The sequence below is a fragment of the Streptomyces lavendofoliae genome, from assembly GCF_014649735.1.
GTDB lineage: Bacteria > Actinomycetota > Actinomycetes > Streptomycetales > Streptomycetaceae > Streptomyces > Streptomyces lavendofoliae.
In genome coordinates this window covers 205,545-221,129 of sequence record NZ_BMTP01000008.1, presented here as the reverse complement: position 1 = coordinate 221,129, position 15,585 = coordinate 205,545, and the positions used below count along the sequence as shown (strand labels likewise).

The window sequence follows — 15,585 nt, the reverse complement described above, 5'->3', positions numbered from 1 at the left end:
GGTCGCATCGTGAGACACGTACTGAAGCGGGCAGGGCTCGGCATCGCCGCTGCCGTGGCATGCGCGGGGTTGATGGCGGGGTTGGCCGGGTGCACCGGTGGCGCTGGTGTGGACTTCGGCATGGGCGGCAAGGGCCGGTCGCCGGAGGACACCATCCGGGTGATGCCCCGGGACGGTGCCAAGGGGGTGGCCCCGGGCGACCGGGTGGAGGTGCGCGTCCCCAGCGGGCGCCTGGAGCGGGTCAGGGTGACGAAGGTCGAGGACGCGCAGCCGGCCCGGGTACCGGGCGCGATCTCGGAGGACGGGCTGCGCTGGCGCCCGGCACCGGGTGTGCGGCTCGCGCTCGCCGCGAAGTACAGCGTGGACGCGGTCGCGCTGGACGCCCACGGGCGGCGCTCCGCCCGGCACACCACGTTCACCACCGTGGTCCCCGAGCACCGGTTCATCGGCTACTTCAAGCCGGAGAACCGCTCCACCGTCGGCACCGGCATGATCGTCTCCTTCTCCTTCAACCGGCCCATCGAGAACCGGGCGGCCGTCGAGCGGGCCATCCGGGTCACCTCCCGGCCGCCGGTGGAGGTGGTGGGCCACTGGTTCGGCAAGGAGCGCCTGGACTTCCGGCCGCGCGCGTACTGGAGCCCGGGCACCGAGGTCACCGTCGGCCTGCGGCTGCGCGACGTGGAGGGGGCGCCGGGGGTGTACGGGATCCAGCACAAGGACGTCGGGTTCACGGTCGGCCGTTCCCAGGTCTCCCTGGTGGACGCCGAGGAGCACACCATGGAGGTGCGGCGCGACGGCCGGCTCCTCACCACGGTGCCGATCACGGCGGGAGCGCCGAAGACCACCACGTACAACGGGAAGATGGTGGTGACGGAGCTGTTCGACGTCACCCGGATGAACGGCGCCACGGTGGGCTTCAAGGACAAGAGCGGCAAGGGCGAGTACGACATCAAGGACGTCCCGCACGCCATGCGGCTGACCGACTCGGGGACGTTCCTGCACGGCAACTACTGGGCACCGGCGTCCACGTTCGGCACGGCCAACGTGAGCCACGGGTGCGTGGGGCTGCGCGACGTGAAGGGCGGCAGCGCCGGCTCCCCGGCGGGCTGGTTCTTCGACCGGACGCTGATCGGGGACGTCGTGGAGGTGGTCAACTCGACCGACCGCAAGGTGTCCCCCGACAACGGCCTGGGCGGCTGGAACATGGACTGGACCCGCTGGAAGGCCGGTTCCGCCCTGCGGTGAGCCCGCCCCGCTGCGAGCCCCGTCCCGCCCCCGGCGGCCCCGCCCCGCCCTCGCGGTGACCACCGTCTCCTCCCGCCGCTCCCGCCACGCCCCCGCCCGGTCCTGGCCCAGTTGGGACTGAACGGTGACATCCGGGGGCGCTCCGAGCCGCCTGCGGTGTGATTATCTATCGCGGTGCACGCGCGAGTGGGGCGTGCGGGGGTGCGGGCCGTGGCGGGGCCAGGCCGTGCGAGGGGAGAACACCGAAGTGAACGTGCAGCCGATATCGGGGGCATCGGCCGGGGCGGGCGGCAGCGGATCCGGGGCCGGCAGGGGATGGCTGGCCCTGTTGCTGGGGGCGCTGCTGCTGCTGGTGACGGCATGCGGGGGGTCGGGGTCCGCCGACAGCGGCAACGGCCCGGAGAAGGCGAAGAGCGGCGGGCAGGCCGGGAACGCGGCCTCACAGGCGGTCGTGACCGTCGCGCCCAAGGACGGCGCCACGTCGGTCGCGACGAGCGGCGCCCTGAAGGTCACCGCCGAGAAGGGCAAGCTGGCCACGGTCACGGTCGCCGACTCCAAGGGCAATCGGATCGAGGGCAGGCTCGCCGCCGACGGCACCAGCTGGGAGCCGGTACGCCACCTGGCCGCCGCCACCCAGTACAAGGTGCACGCGGTCGCCAAGGACGCCGACGGACGCGAGTCGGCGAAGGACACCACCTTCACCACCCTGGTGCCGAAGAACACCTTCATCGGCCACTACACGCCGGAGGACGGCTCGACGGTCGGCGTCGGCATGCCGGTGTCCATCAACTTCACGCGCGGCATCACCAACCCGGAGGCCGTGGAGAAGGCCGTCAAGGTGACGGCCGAGCCGTCCGTGCCGATCGAGGGCCACTGGTTCGGCAACGACCGCCTGGACTTCCGTCCCGAGAAGTACTGGGCCGCGGGCACCAAGGTGACCGTGCGGCTGAACCTGGACGGCGTCGAGGGCCGTCCGGGCGTCTACGGCAAGCAGTCCAAGACGGTGCGGTTCACCATCGGCCGCAGCCAGGTCTCGACGGTCGACGCGAGCGAGAAGACCATGAAGGTCGTCCGCGACGGCAAGCTGATCAAGACGGTCCCGATCACCGCCGGCGCGCCGTCCACGACGACGTACAACGGCCAGATGGTCATCAGCGAGAAGTACAAGGTGACCCGGATGAACGGCGCCACCGTGGGCTTCGGCGGCGAGTACGACATCAAGGACGTCCCGCACGCGATGCGCCTGTCCACCTCCGGCACCTTCGTGCACGGCAACTACTGGGCCTCCGGCGACACCTTCGGATCGGCCAACGTCAGCCACGGCTGCGTCGGTCTGCGGGACGTGCGGGGCGCGTACGACGACGCCACCCCGGCGGCCTGGTTCTACAACAACTCGATCATCGGCGACGTGGTGGTCGTGAAGAACTCCAAGGACAAGCAGATCCAGCCGGACAACGGCCTCAACGGCTGGAACATGGCCTGGTCGGAGTGGATCGCCTAGGACCCGGAGGTCCCCGACGCGCGGGCCCGGCGCTGTTCGCTCACAGCACCGGGCCCGTTGTCGTGCCGCGCTCTCCCGGGGGAGACCCCCGAACCCCCCACGGCTAACCTGCCCTGCATGACAGTCACTCTCGAAGTCTCCGAAGGCGTCGGCACCCTCCGCCTGGACCGCCCGCCGATGAACGCTCTGGACATCGCCACCCAGGACCGGCTGCGCGAGCTCGCCGAGGAGGCGGCCCGCCGCGACGACGTCCGTGCCGTGGTGCTGTACGGCGGCGAGAAGGTGTTCGCGGCCGGCGCGGACATCAAGGAGATGCAGGCGATGGACCACGCGGCCATGGTGCTGCGCTCCAAGGCCCTCCAGGACTCGTTCACCGCCGTGGCCCGCATCCCCAAGCCCGTCGTCGCGGCCGTCACCGGGTACGCGCTGGGCGGCGGCTGCGAGCTGGCCCTGTGCGCCGACTTCCGGATCGCCGGCGACAACGCGAAGCTCGGCCAGCCCGAGATCCTGCTGGGCCTGATCCCCGGCGCGGGAGGCACGCAGCGCCTCGCCCGCCTCGTCGGCCCGTCCAAGGCCAAGGACCTCATCTTCACGGGCCGCCATGTGCGGGCCGACGAGGCCCTCGCGATCGGGCTCGTCGACCGGGTCGTCCCGGCGGCCGAGGTGTACGAGCAGGCGCACGCCTGGGCCGCGAAGCTGGCCCAGGGCCCGGCGCTGGCGCTGCGTGCGGCCAAGGAGTCCGTCGACGCCGGCCTGGAGACCGACATCGACACGGGCCTGACCATCGAACGCAACTGGTTCGCGGGGCTGTTCGCCACCGAGGACCGGGAGCGCGGCATGCGCAGCTTCGTCGAGGAGGGGCCGGGCAAGGCCAAGTTCCTGTAGTCGGCGCGGAGTTGTCAGCCGTGCGGGTGGTTTGAGGTGGGCTTCTACGCAGCGTGAGCATGGGGTGCGCCCGGGTGCACCCGGGTGCCTCCCGCTGCCGCGCGGCCGGTGTCGTCGCAGGTCAGCCCGGCTTTCCCGTCTCCTTTGTGCCAGCGTCATATGCCGAACGGTGCCCCGTGGCCCGGTCCCGCCGGGGCACCGATTCCTCGGGAACGGCCACGCGGCAGCCGCCGGGCGGCCATCATGGTGGGCATGGCGGGGCTGGAAGGTGTGGAGCAACCAGGGCAGCGCGGCGGCGCTACCGCCGCGCGGTGGGTACCCGCCGCGGAGGACGAACAGGCGCTCAAAGCGCTCGAACTGTTCGGCAACCCCACGGAGGAGGAGGTGCGGCTGCCGTCGCGCCCCGAGTCCGCTGCCACCGCCCGCCGGCTCACCCAGTGCGTGGTGCTCCGCCAGTGGGGGCTCGGCCCGCAGATCGCGGAGCACGCGGTCCTGCTCGTCTCCGAACTCGTCGGCAATGCCGTCCGGCACACCGGGGCGCGGGTCTTCGGCCTGCGCATGCTGCGCCGCCGGGGCTGGATCCGGATCGAGGTGTGCGACCCGTCCCGGGGGCTGCCCTGCCTGATGCCGGTGCGCGAGCTGGACACCAGCGGCCGGGGACTGTTCCTGGTGGACAAGCTCTCCGACCGCTGGGGCGTCGACCTCATGCCGCGCGGCAAGACCACCTGGTTCGAGATGCGGGTCTCCGACCGCTGACGCGCGGAAGCCCCCTCGCGCCGTGATGGGGCGCGCCGGGGGCTTCCATGGAGAGCGTCGCCGTGGACGAAGGGGGTGTATCCACGGCCGCTGGAACGACCTGGCCCGGGTCAATGGGGGTCGTGTGTCTCCGACTATGGCAGATGGGGGCCAAGCCGCCAAAAGACCAAACCGCGTCAAAGGTGAAAAAGTGTCCCAAGTGGAAAATGAATCGTAGGTGAGATGAGCCACGGACCTCATAAACCATGAATAAATATGGGATCACATGGGTGAATCATTGATCACCACGGACGCTGCCGACGGCCTCACGGCACACCTCGCCGTCCGTCCCGCCGCCGCGACGCCGACCAGGAGGAGGTGGCCTTCCCCGGCGGCGTCGCCCTCCCAGGCCCCCGGATCCGGCGCACCGCCCCTCCCGATAATCTGACCGCCGTCAGTTATGCACCAAGAAGGGGTGGACCAGTGGCGGACATCGAGACGGCGCGCAAGGCGTTCGAGCGGTACGACGTGAACGGGGACGGGCTCATCACGGCGGCCGAGTACAAGAGCGTCATGGCGCAGCTGGGCGACTTCAACGTCACGGAGACCGTTGCCCAGGCCGTGATCAACGCGCAGGACGGCAACGGTGACGGGCTGCTCACCTTCGACGAGTTCTGGGCGCACCTGAACAAGGCGTGACCACACGGAGCAACGGCGCCGTCCGGGCCACCGGGCGGCGCCGTACGCGTAACGCGCGCGCCGCCGGCGCCCTCGCGGGAGCGGTCGTCACGGTGTTCGGCGCGAGCCTGGCCGCACGTGGCACCGGCGAGCTCCACGTCCCCGCGCCCGGCACCACCACCGTGCTGCGCGCGGCCGTCTTCGCCGCTCTCGCCGTGCACCTCGGCGAACTCGCCGGTGCCCGGATCGCCGGACCCGGCCGCGCGCCCCGCCCCTGGGCCCTGTGGGCCGCCCTCGGCGGGGCCGCCGCGTCGGCCGGGCAGATCGTGCTGCTGGCCGGGGTCAGCGGCCTGGACATCACCGCCGCCTACGGCACGAGGGACGGCGGGCTGCTGCTGGCCATGGCCAACGCCTTCGCCCTGGCCGCCGGGTGCGTGGCGCTCGGGCGCCCCGGGTGGGCGGCCGGTCCGCTCGCGCTGGTGGTGGGCGCGGAGGCGCTGCGGGCGCATCCCGAGCCGTACACCCCCGAGCTGGGGGCCGCCCTCACCGTGGTCCACCTGACGGCCGCCTCGCTGTGGGCGGGCGGACTGCTGTACGTGCTGCGCGCGACGCGGCTGCGCGGCGGTGGACGGGAGGCGCTGGCCCGGTACGCCCGGCTCGCCGGGTGGCTGTACGTCGCGCTCGCCGTCACCGGCACGTGCTCCACGCTGCGCCGCCTCCCGGCCGACGTGGTGCTGACGACGGCGTACGGCAGGGTGCTGATCGCCAAGCTGGCGCTGCTCGCGGTGGTGAGCGCGCTGGCCGTGGCCGCCCGTCGCGGGCTGCGCCGGGGCGGGGACGCGGTGACCCCCGCCCGCGCCGAGCTGGCGGTGCTGGCGGGGGTCGTCGCGGTGTCGGCGGTGCTCACCGTGGTGCCCGACCCGCACTGGGTGAGCCTGCGCCCGGCGCTGCTCAGGTGACCGCTGCGGCCAGCACCGAGGCCGCCCGGGCCACCAGGAGGTCGTCCGCGGCCGCTTCCGGCAGGGGCTTGGTCGTCAGCACGGCGAGGACCACCGGGGTGCCGTCGGGCGTCCAGGCGACACCGGCGTCGTTGTTCGTCCCGTACGCCCCGCCGCCCGTCTTGTCGGCCAGGCGCCAGTCGGCGGGCAGCCCCGCGCGGAACCGGTGCGTGCTGGTGGTGTTGCCCAGCAGCCAGCCGGTCAGCCGCGCGCGGTCGGCACGGTGCAGCGCGGTGCCCAGCACCAGCTTCTCGTAGGTGTCCGAGAGGGCGGCGGGCGTGGTGGTGTCCTCCACGCGCCACGGCTCGCAGGTGTTCAGCTCGGGCTCCCAGCGGTCGAGCCGGGTGGTGCCGTCCCCGAGGGAGCGGCAGAACCGGGTGACGGCACCGGGACCGCCCAGTTCGCGCAGGAGCAGGTTCGCGGCCGTGTTGTCGCTGAAGCGGATGGTCGCGTCGCACAGCTCGGCCACGGTCATGCCGGTGGCCAGGTTCTCCTCGCACTTCTTGGAGTTCGGCACGAGGTCGGCCGCGGTGTAGCGGATGCGCTTGGCGAGCACCTCGCCGTGCCGGTCGAGGTCCCGGAGCACCGCCGCCACCGCGAGGGTCTTGAACGTCGAGCACAGCGGGAAGCGCTCGTCCGCCCGGTACAGCACCGTCGCGCCGGTCACCGTGTTGCGGGCGACCGCGCCCAGCCGGGCCCCGTGCCGCCGCTCCAGCGCCCGCAGCCGCCCCTCGGCCGCCGCCCGCCGGGCCGCGCCGGCACCGGGCCGCCCGGCAGGCGGGGCGGCGGCGGGAGGGGGCGCGGCGAAGGCGCCGGCCGCACCGGTCGTGAGCAGCGCGGCGGCGCCGGCCGCGGCGGTCAGCAGGGCGCGGCGGCCGGCCCCGCCCCGTGAGGTCCGTACCGTCTCGTTGTCCGTCATGGGCCGAGCCCATCACGGGCGGGGCACCGGAAGAAAACGTTCCGGCGGTGTGTCAGCGGCGTGTCAGCACTCGATGATGTTGACCGCCAGACCGCCGCGCGCGGTCTCCTTGTACTTCACGCTCATGTCGGCGCCCGTCTCCTTCATGGTCTTGATCACCTTGTCCAGGGAGACCTTGTGGCTGCCGTCGCCGCGCATGGCCATGCGCGCCGCGGTGACCGCCTTGACCGCCGCCATGCCGTTGCGCTCGATGCACGGGATCTGCACCAGGCCGCCCACCGGGTCGCAGGTCAGGCCCAGGTTGTGCTCCATGCCGATCTCGGCGGCGTTCTCGACCTGCTCCGGGCTGCCGCCGAGCACCTCGGCGAGCGCGCCCGCCGCCATCGAGCAGGCCGAGCCGACCTCGCCCTGGCAGCCGACCTCGGCACCGGAGATGGAGGCGTTCTCCTTGAAGAGCATGCCGATCGCGCCCGCGGCCAGCAGGAAGCGGACCACGCCCTCCTCGTCGGCGCCCGGCACGAAGTTCATGTAGTAGTGCAGGACCGCCGGAATGATGCCTGCGGCGCCGTTGGTCGGGGCGGTGACGACCCGGCCGCCGGCGGCGTTCTCCTCGTTGACCGCCATGGCGTAGAGCGTGATCCACTCCATGGAGAGGGCCAGCGGGTCACCCTCGGTGCGCAGCTTGCGCGCGGTGTTCGCGGCACGGCGGCGGACCTTGAGGCCGCCCGGCAGGATGCCCTCGCGGGACATGCCGCGCTCCACGCACGCCTGCATGACGCGCCAGATGTCGAGCAGGCCCTGGCGGATCTCCTCCTCCGTGCGCCACGCCTTCTCGTTCTCCAGCATCAGCGCGGAGATCGACAGACCGGTCTCGCGGGTGAGGCGCAGCAGCTCGTCACCGGTGCGGAAGGGGTACTTCAGCACGGTGTCGTCGGGGACGATGGGGTTCTCGCCCGCCGCCCCCTCCTGGGAGAGCACGGTCTCGTCCACCACGAACCCGCCGCCGACCGAGTAGTACGTCTTCTCCAGCAGGGTGGCGCCGTCGGCGTCGTACGCCCACAGGGTCATACCGTTGGCGTGGTACGGCAGGGCCTTGCGGCGGTGCAGGACCAGGTCCTCGTCGAAGTCGAAGCCGATCTCGTGCGCGCCGAGCAGGTTGATGCGCCGGTCCGCCTTGATCCGTTCGACCCTGGCGTCGGCGGTCTCGACGTCGACCGAGCGGGGCGAGTCCCCCTCCAGGCCGAGGATGACGGCCTTGGGGGTGCCGTGGCCGTGGCCGGTCGCGCCCAGGGAGCCGTAGAGCTCGGCCCGTATCGAGGCGGTGGGGGCCAGCAGGCCCTCGTTCTTCAGCCGGCGCGCGAACATCCGGGCGGCGCGCATGGGGCCGACCGTGTGGGAGCTGGACGGGCCGATGCCGATCGAGAACAGGTCGAAGACCGAGATGGCCACGGGGGACTCCTTGGTGGGAAGACGTCGCTGTCTGCCGGGGTGGTGCAGGAACAACGGGGTGGGGCGGGGAGGGCGGGGTGGTTCGGGACGGGGGGTGGTACGGGAACGGCGGGGGCAAGACACGGGGCACCGCACCCACTGTCCAGTGTGCGCGGTGCCCCGCAGATCAGTCTGTTACGTACGTAACGCCGTAAGGGCTACAGACCAGGGTAAAGCGGGTGCTTCGCGGCGAGCGCCGAGACCCGGGCCTTGAGCGCGTCCGCGTCGTAGGACGGCTTCAGCGCCTCGGCGATGATGTCGGCGACCTCGGTGAAGTCCTCGGCCTGGAACCCGCGGGTGGCCAGGGCCGGCGTGCCGATCCGCAGGCCAGAGGTGACCATCGGGGGCCGCGGGTCGTTCGGGATCGCGTTGCGGTTGACGGTGATGCCGACCTCGTGGAGCCGGTCCTCGGCCTGCTGGCCGTCCAGCTCGCTGTTGCGCAGGTCGACCAGGACCAGGTGCACGTCGGTGCCGCCGGTGAGGACCGACACGCCGTGCTCGGTGACGTCCGGCTGGACCAGGCGCTCGGCCAGGATGCGGGCGCCGTCCAGGGTGCGCTGCTGGCGCTCCTTGAACTCCTCGCTCGCCGCGACCTTGAACGAGACCGCCTTGGCGGCGATCACGTGCTCCAGCGGGCCGCCCTGCTGGCCGGGGAAGACCGCGGAGTTGATCTTCTTCGCGAGCTCGGCCGTCGACAGGATGACACCGCCGCGCGGGCCGCCCAGCGTCTTGTGGGTCGTGGTGGTGACCACGTGGGCGTGCGGCACCGGGTTGGGGTGCAGACCGGCGGCGACCAGACCCGCGAAGTGGGCCATGTCGACCATCAGGTAGGCGCCGACCTCGTCCGCGATGCGGCGGAAGGCGGCGAAGTCCAGCTGACGGGGGTAGGCGGACCAGCCGGCCACGATCAGCTTCGGCCTGGACTCCTTGGCCAGCCGCTCGACCTCGGCCATGTCGACCTGACCGGTCGCGTCGTCGACGTGGTACGCGACGACGTTGTAGAGCTTGCCGGAGAAGTTGATCTTCATGCCGTGGGTCAGGTGCCCGCCGTGGGCGAGGTTCAGACCCATGATCGTGTCGCCCGGCTTCAGCAGCGCGAACATCGCGGCGGCGTTGGCCTGGGCGCCCGAGTGCGGCTGGACGTTGGCGTGCTCGGCGCCGAAGAGCGCCTTGATGCGGTCGATCGCGATCTGCTCGACGACGTCGACGTGCTCGCAGCCGCCGTAGTACCGGCGGCCGGGATAGCCCTCGGCGTACTTGTTGGTCAGGACGGAGCCCTGGGCCTCCATGACCGCGACCGGAGCGAAGTTCTCCGAGGCGATCATCTCGAGGGTGGACTGCTGACGGTGGAGCTCGGCGTCGACGGCGGCGGCGACGTCCGGGTCCAGCTCGTGGAGAGGGGTGTTCAGAAGCGACATCGGGGAGGGTCCTTAGCTGCCGGAGAACTCGGTGTACTCGTCGGCGGAGAGCAGGTCCTTCGGCTCGTCCGTGACGCGTACCTTGAACAGCCAGCCGCCCTCGAACGGGGCGGTGTTCACCAGCGACGGGTCGTCGACGACGTCCTGGTTCGCCTCGACGACCTCGCCCGTCACCGGGGAGTACAGGTCGCTGACGGACTTGGTCGACTCCAGCTCACCACAGGTCTCGCCCGCGGTCACCGTGTCGCCGACCGCGGGGAGCTGGACGTACACGACGTCGCCGAGGGCGTTCGCCGCGTGTTCCGTGATGCCGACCGTCGAGACGCCGTCCTCGGCGTCCGACAGCCACTCGTGCTCCTTGCTGTAGCGCAGCTGCTGGGGGTTGCTCATGACTGGAATTCTCCTGTACGCGGGGGAGTGCTGGTGAACGGGGGAGTGGTGGGCGTGGTGCGGGCGGTCACTTCCGGCGCTTGTAGAAGGGCAGCGCCACGACCTCGTACGGCTCATGGGTACCGCGGATGTCGACGCCGACCCCTTCGGCACCCGGCTCGGCGTGCGCCGCGTCCACGTAGGCCATGGCGATCGGCTTGCCCAGCGTCGGCGACGGGGCGCCGGAGGTGATCTCGCCGATCACCTCGCCCCCGGCGACCACGGACATGCCGGCGCGCGGGACCCGGCGCCCCTCGGCGACCAGGCCCACGAGCTTGCGGGGCGGCGCGGTCCGGGCCCGCTCGGCGGCCTCCGTCAGCGCCTCGCGGCCTACGAAGTCGCCCTCCTTCTCGAACTTGACCACCCGGCCCAGACCCGCGTCGAACGGGGTCAGGGACGTCGTCAGCTCGTGCCCGTACAGCGGCATGCCCGCCTCCAGGCGCAGCGTGTCGCGGCACGACAGCCCGCACGGGATCAGCCCCACCGGGGCGCCCGCCTCCAGCAGCGCCCGCCACAGCTTCTCCGCGTACCGCGGCTCCACGAACAGCTCGAAGCCGTCCTCGCCCGTGTAGCCCGTGCGGGCGATCAGCGCGGGCACGCCCGCGACGGTGCCCGGCAGGCCCGCGTAGTACTTCAGCCCGTCCAGGTCGGCGTCGGTGAGCGACTTCAGGATGGCGGGGGACTGCGGGCCCTGGACGGCGAGCAGCGCGTACGCGTCGCGGTCGTCCCGTACGGCGGCGTCGAAACCGGCGGCGCGGGCGGTGAGCGCGTCCAGGACGACCTGCGCGTTGGAGGCGTTGGCGACGACCATGTACTCCCGCTCCTGGAGCCGGTACACGATCAGGTCGTCGAGGATGCCGCCGTCCTCGCGGCAGATCATCGTGTAGCGGGCGCGCCCGACACCGACGCTGCCGATGTTGCCGACGAGCGCGAAGTCCAGGAAGTCCGCGGCCTGCGGCCCGGTGACGGTGATCTCACCCATGTGGGAGAGGTCGAACAGTCCGGCGCCGGTGCGGACGGCGTTGTGCTCGTCGCGCTCGCTCCCGTACCGCAGCGGCATGTCCCAGCCCGCGAAGTCGGTCATGGTCGCGCCCAGCGCGCGATGCGCGGCATCGAGGGCGGTCAGGCGGGGGGCAGTGCTCATGTGATGTGGCTCCCAGGTCCCAGGACGGGCATGGCTCGAAGACGGTCCTCCCCATCTGTCATCGGAACCTGAGAGGTTCACCGTGACCGCGCGGGGACGGCCTTCGGCTTGCACCTTGGGTGGAGCCGCCACGGCGGCCCGCTTTTCAGATCTGCCTCATCCACGCGGTACGGGGCCTGAGAGATTCAAGGGAGGAACTTGCTCCTTCGGCGCCCGGGCGGACCCGGGACTCTCCCGCGCGGATTCAAGCGGCCGGTATGCGGTTGTGGGCGCGACGGTGTGCGTCGGCGCGCACATCATTGCACGAGGCATCTCCTCGGCAAATCGCTTGTGGCTTATTACCCGTTCTTTACACTTCTTGGGCAAGGGTCGGGTCAGCCGACCCTGGGACCCGACAGGGCCCTAGCAGGGGGAGTAGCGATGACGTTGCAGCGGAGCGGGGCGTACGCGACGACCGCGGGCGTGCCCGCCCAGCCGGGCCTGCCGGCGCGGGGCCGGGCGGCGGCCGACGCGCTGCCGGTCGTGCGCGACCTGCGGGACCGGGACGGCCGGGTGCCCCGGACGCTGGCCTTCGCCGACGGTGACCTGGTGGTCGTCTCGGGGCTGCCGGGCAGCGGAAAGTCCACGCTGATCGCCCGGACGGCCCAGGACCGCGGCATCGACTCGCAGGACGCCCGCGAGCGGTGGGAGCACGTCGTGCCCGGGCCGCTGCCGTACGCGGTCTACCGCCCCCTCGTGCGGATCGCGCACTACGCGGGGCTGCGGCGGGCGCTGCGCTCGGGGCGGAGCGTCGTCGTCCACGACTGCGGTACCCAGGCCTGGGTGCGGCGCTGGCTGGCCAGGGAGGCCGCCCGGCGGGGCCGGGCCCTGCACCTGCTCCTGCTGGACGTGCCGCCCGGCACCGCGCGGGAGGGCCAGCGCGAGCGGGGCCGCGGCGTGTCCGGGTACGCCTTCCGGCGGCACCGCAGGGCGGTGGGCCGGCTGGTGCGGGACGCGGAGCGGGGCGTCGTGCCGCGCGGGTGCGCGTCCGCCGTGCTGATGGACCGGCCCGCGGCGTCGGCGCTGAACCGGATCGCGTTCGACTGACCGCGCTCGACCGGCCCGGGGCCGGCCCGGAGCGCGCTCCGCCGATCCGCCGCACGGGTGCCCCGCGTTAGGGTGCTGCGGGCAGCGACGGGCACACGCGGGGAAGGACCAGGAGCACCAGTGGACACTGCATGGCCGGGCAATGAGCTGGAAGAGGTGCTCGCCGCCTCGCTGGGCAGTCCCGCGGCCGGAGGGCGGATCGTCGAGGTGCTGGGCCGCAGCCACCTCTGGGTGCCGCTGCCGGGCGGCGGCTCCCCCGACAGCCCCCACCTGGACCTGCCGACCCTGGAGATCGACGGTCAGGCGTACGTGCCGGTCTTCAGCTCCGCGGCGCAGTTCGCCCAGTGCGTCGGCGCCCACATGGCGTACGCCGTCGCCCCGGCGGTCGAGTTCGCGCGCGGTCTGCCGCCCCAGCTCGGCATCGCCGTGAACCCGGGCGGTGCCGTCGGAGCCCCTCTGCCGCCGCCCGCCGTCGCCGAGCTGTGCCGGACCGGCCGCACCCCGCTCGACGGGCCGGCGAGCGGCGCCCGCGTGCGGCTGTTCGAACCGGACTGGCAGGACGACCCGGTCGAGCTCCTGTCGGCCGCCGCCGCCGAGTTCGACGCGGCCGGCACGGTCCTGACCGCCCGCCGCTGCCTGGCCAGCATCGAGGGCGACAGCCCGACCCTGTTCATCGGCGTACAGCTCTCCTCCTGGGAGGGCGCCGACCGTAACGTACCGATGGACGCCCTCGGCCGGGCCCTGGGCCGGGTCCAGGTGCCCTGGCCCGTCAACATCGTCCTGCTCGACATCGCGCAGGACCCGGTGGGCGACTGGATGCTGGAGAAGGTACGGCCCTTCTACCGGCGCGGGCACGCATAAGCTGGTCGGGTGGACGGAAGAGGGGCGGGACCCAGGGTGAGCGCGTCAGGCACCGCGGCGGCCGGGCAGGTCGAGCACATGCTGAGCCAGGTGACCCCCGGGCGCTACGACGCCTACGAGCAACTCCTGCACGCCCTCGCCGACAGCCGGCTGTGGATGCTGCTCTGGCACGGCCAGGCCGGCTCGCCCGACGCCCAGTACGGGAACATGGAGGTCGACGGCCTCGGGTACGCCCCGTGCGTCACCTCCGCCCAGGAACTCGCCGTCTCCGGCTGGAACCGCGCCCACGAGGTCATCGCCGGCCGGGACATCGCCCGCGCCCTCTACCCCGACCGCTGGGGCATCTGGCTCAACCCGCACGCCCCCGGCGGCGGCGTCGGCATCCCGTGGCCCGACCTGCGCCGCATCGCCACCGGTCTCGACCGGATGCCCGCCGGCCCCCTGAGGCTGTCCGAGCCCGGCATCCAGATCCCGCAGTTCTACGCCCTGCTCACGCAGAACGCCCACCGCACCCCCGCCGTCCGCTCCCTGCGCCGCGCCTGGGTCCAGCCGGCGCTCGGCACCCCGTACCTCGCGATCGGCCTGGACCTGTACGACACCGGCCAGGCGTCCGTCGACGCGGTGCGCGCGATGATGCAGCAGTCCATCGCCGCCGTCCCCGACGGCCTGCCCGTCTCCACGGTCGCGATGTCCGACGAGTACGACCCGGTGACGATGTGGCTGCGGGCCAACGCCCGCCCGTTCTACGACCGCGAGGCGCACGCCACCGCCCCCGTCGTGCCCGGCGCCGGCTACGGCTACCCGCCCCGCGCCTGACGCCCCGCGTTCGGCGCCCCCGCCCGGCGCGGCCCATGCGGCGCCGTCACCCGGTGCGTCCGCCGGGTGCCTGCCCGAGGGCGTGGCCAGGCTGTCCGTTTCGGTGGAATAGCGGCCGAGTTGGTCCGCTGAGACGATCACCTCGTCCGGATAACGGAAGCCGCCGACCCGCATCACGGTTGCGCAAACATTCCCCGTGAGGTCTGGCGGGTGATCGTGAACCCATTGAAGACTCCCCCCAACCAGGGGGCGTCGCACATGCGTGCAGCGCGTTCGCGCTCTCCTGGAACGGACCGTGCCGCAGACCCGGGCGGTCCGTCGAGCACTGTCGGCGACCGTCGGCACGGCGAGCACGAGGGACGATGACCGCACCCATTGAGACCACCGGATCACAGGCCGAGGCGGCGCCTGAGGCCGTACTTGAAGGCGTCAAGTCCAAGGAGATCGAAGGTCGTTCACTCGGGCAGATCGCCTGGACCCGCTTCAAGCGGGACAAGCTGGCCGTGACCGGCGGAGTGATCGTCGTTCTGCTCATCCTGACCGCCCTGCTGTCCCGGCCGCTCCAGTCGCTGCTGGGCCTGGACCCGAACGCCTTCCAGCAGGACCTGGTCGATCCCAACACCTCGCTCCCCAAGGGCGGATTCGGCGGGATGAGCTGGGACCACCCGCTGGGCGTCGACCCGAAGTTCGGCCGCGACATCCTCGCCCGCATCCTGGAGGGCTCCTGGGTCTCGCTGGTCGTCGCCTTCGGCGCGACGATCCTGTCCAACGTCATCGGCGTGGTCCTCGGTTTGATCGCCGGGTACTACGGCGGCCGTGTGGACACCGTCGTCAGCCGGCTGATGGACACGTTCCTGGCCTTCCCGCTGCTGCTGTTCGCCATCGCCATCTCGGCGACGCTGCAGGGCGGTGCCTTCGGCCTGGAGGGCCTGCCCCTGCACATCGGCGTACTGATCTTCGTGATCGGGTTCTTCAACTGGCCCTACATGGCCCGTATCGTGCGCGGCCAGACCCTGGCCCTGCGGGAGCGGGAGTTCATCGACGCCTCGCGCGGGATGGGGGCCCGGGGCCCGTACATCCTCTTCCGCGAGCTGCTGCCGAACCTCGTGGGGCCGATCACCGTCTACGCGACACTGCTCATTCCGACCAACATCATCTTCGAGGCGTCACTCAGCTTCCTCGGCGTCGGAATCCAGCCACCGCAGGCATCGTGGGGCGGCATGCTGAGGGAGGCGGTCAACTTCTTCCAGGTCGACCCGCAGTTCATGCTCGTCCCCGGCCTCGCGATCTTCATCACCGTACTGGCCTTCAACCTGCTCGGTGATGGCCTTCGGGACGCCCTCGACCCGCGCAGCCGCTGACGTCTGCCACGTCATCCCGGC

The 15,585-nt window shown here is 72.2% G+C and carries 15 protein-coding genes and 1 riboswitch; of the genes, 10 read left to right on the top strand and 5 right to left on the bottom strand.

Annotated features, from left to right (window positions below):
- Positions 1 to 9: 9 nt before the first annotated feature.
- The 6 genes from IE109_RS17405 to IE109_RS17380 all read left to right on the top strand — a co-directional run bounded on the left by IE109_RS17405 (position 10) and on the right by IE109_RS17380 (position 6,003).
- Positions 10 to 1,245, top strand: a complete 1,236-nt coding sequence (locus tag IE109_RS17405) for a L,D-transpeptidase (protein WP_229891164.1) — start codon at positions 10 to 12, stop codon at positions 1,243 to 1,245.
- Between the two features lie 247 nt (positions 1,246 to 1,492).
- Positions 1,493 to 2,746, top strand: a complete 1,254-nt coding sequence (locus tag IE109_RS17400) for a L,D-transpeptidase (RefSeq protein ID WP_189551795.1) — start codon at positions 1,493 to 1,495, stop codon at positions 2,744 to 2,746.
- Between the two features lie 117 nt (positions 2,747 to 2,863).
- Positions 2,864 to 3,631: an enoyl-CoA hydratase/isomerase family protein gene (locus IE109_RS17395; RefSeq protein WP_189551794.1), complete on the top strand. Its 768-nt coding sequence runs from the start codon at positions 2,864 to 2,866 to the stop codon at positions 3,629 to 3,631.
- A gap of 252 nt (positions 3,632 to 3,883) precedes the next feature.
- A complete protein-coding gene (locus IE109_RS17390; protein WP_229891162.1) occupies positions 3,884 to 4,387 on the top strand; it encodes an ATP-binding protein in 504 nt (167 codons plus the stop codon).
- A gap of 462 nt (positions 4,388 to 4,849) precedes the next feature.
- Positions 4,850 to 5,065: an EF-hand domain-containing protein gene (locus IE109_RS17385; protein WP_189551793.1), complete on the top strand. Its 216-nt coding sequence runs from the start codon at positions 4,850 to 4,852 to the stop codon at positions 5,063 to 5,065.
- On the top strand, positions 5,062 to 6,003 hold the full coding sequence (locus IE109_RS17380; RefSeq protein ID WP_229891160.1) for a CopD family protein: 942 nt from the start codon (positions 5,062 to 5,064) through the stop codon (positions 6,001 to 6,003). Before IE109_RS17385 ends, IE109_RS17380 begins: the two co-directional genes overlap by 4 nt.
- Here the strand turns inward: IE109_RS17380 and bla are convergent.
- The 5 genes from bla to gcvT form a co-directional block, all read right to left on the bottom strand.
- Positions 5,996 to 6,961 (bottom strand): class A beta-lactamase, encoded by a 966-nt coding sequence (gene bla / locus IE109_RS17375; protein ID WP_189551792.1) that lies wholly within the window; start codon positions 6,959 to 6,961, stop codon positions 5,996 to 5,998. The genes IE109_RS17380 and bla overlap by 8 nt on opposite strands.
- Before the next feature lie 63 nt (positions 6,962 to 7,024).
- Positions 7,025 to 8,410, bottom strand: coding sequence for an L-serine ammonia-lyase (locus IE109_RS17370; protein WP_189551791.1), 1,386 nt, complete (start codon positions 8,408 to 8,410; stop codon positions 7,025 to 7,027).
- A 197-nt stretch (positions 8,411 to 8,607) separates the two neighbouring features.
- Positions 8,608 to 9,867: a serine hydroxymethyltransferase gene (gene glyA, locus IE109_RS17365; RefSeq protein ID WP_189551790.1), complete on the bottom strand. Its 1,260-nt coding sequence runs from the start codon at positions 9,865 to 9,867 to the stop codon at positions 8,608 to 8,610.
- Positions 9,868 to 9,879: 12 nt separating this feature from the next.
- Positions 9,880 to 10,257, bottom strand: a complete 378-nt coding sequence (gene gcvH, locus IE109_RS17360; protein WP_189551789.1) for a glycine cleavage system protein GcvH — start codon at positions 10,255 to 10,257, stop codon at positions 9,880 to 9,882.
- Positions 10,258 to 10,324: 67 nt separating this feature from the next.
- The gene (gene gcvT, locus IE109_RS17355; protein WP_189551788.1) at positions 10,325 to 11,440 is read right to left on the bottom strand and encodes a glycine cleavage system aminomethyltransferase GcvT; all 1,116 of its coding nucleotides are present in this window, start codon (positions 11,438 to 11,440) and stop codon (positions 10,325 to 10,327) included.
- 155 nt (positions 11,441 to 11,595) lie between these two features.
- Positions 11,596 to 11,687: riboswitch (glycine riboswitch) on the bottom strand.
- 173 nt (positions 11,688 to 11,860) lie between these two features.
- Here gcvT and IE109_RS17350 point away from each other — a divergent pair.
- From IE109_RS17350 to IE109_RS17335, 4 genes are all read left to right on the top strand, one after another.
- Entirely contained in the window at positions 11,861 to 12,526 is a 666-nt protein-coding gene (locus tag IE109_RS17350; protein WP_189551787.1) for an AAA family ATPase, read from the top strand.
- Between the two features lie 120 nt (positions 12,527 to 12,646).
- A complete protein-coding gene (locus tag IE109_RS17345) occupies positions 12,647 to 13,387 on the top strand; it encodes an enhanced serine sensitivity protein SseB (RefSeq protein ID WP_189551786.1) in 741 nt (246 codons plus the stop codon).
- 36 nt (positions 13,388 to 13,423) lie between these two features.
- A complete protein-coding gene (locus IE109_RS17340; protein ID WP_189551785.1) occupies positions 13,424 to 14,203 on the top strand; it encodes an enhanced serine sensitivity protein SseB C-terminal domain-containing protein in 780 nt (259 codons plus the stop codon).
- A gap of 362 nt (positions 14,204 to 14,565) precedes the next feature.
- A complete protein-coding gene (locus tag IE109_RS17335; protein ID WP_189551784.1) occupies positions 14,566 to 15,564 on the top strand; it encodes an ABC transporter permease in 999 nt (332 codons plus the stop codon).
- The last annotated feature ends 21 nt before the right edge of the window (positions 15,565 to 15,585 follow it).

What these genes read in the sequence shown, in the direction of transcription:
- gcvT (WP_189551788.1), bottom strand. Translation starts at nt 11,440, where the DNA reads ATGAGCACTGCCCCCCGCCTGACCGCCCTCGATGCCGCGCATCGCGCG.
- IE109_RS17350 (WP_189551787.1), top strand. Translation starts at nt 11,861, where the DNA reads ATGACGTTGCAGCGGAGCGGGGCGTACGCGACGACCGCGGGCGTGCCC.
- gcvH (WP_189551789.1), bottom strand. Translation starts at nt 10,257, where the DNA reads ATGAGCAACCCCCAGCAGCTGCGCTACAGCAAGGAGCACGAGTGGCTG.
- IE109_RS17390 (WP_229891162.1), top strand. Translation starts at nt 3,884, where the DNA reads ATGGCGGGGCTGGAAGGTGTGGAGCAACCAGGGCAGCGCGGCGGCGCT.
- glyA (WP_189551790.1), bottom strand. Translation starts at nt 9,867, where the DNA reads ATGTCGCTTCTGAACACCCCTCTCCACGAGCTGGACCCGGACGTCGCC.
- bla (WP_189551792.1), bottom strand. Translation starts at nt 6,961, where the DNA reads ATGACGGACAACGAGACGGTACGGACCTCACGGGGCGGGGCCGGCCGC.
- IE109_RS17335 (WP_189551784.1), top strand. Translation starts at nt 14,566, where the DNA reads ATGACCGCACCCATTGAGACCACCGGATCACAGGCCGAGGCGGCGCCT.
- IE109_RS17395 (WP_189551794.1), top strand. Translation starts at nt 2,864, where the DNA reads ATGACAGTCACTCTCGAAGTCTCCGAAGGCGTCGGCACCCTCCGCCTG.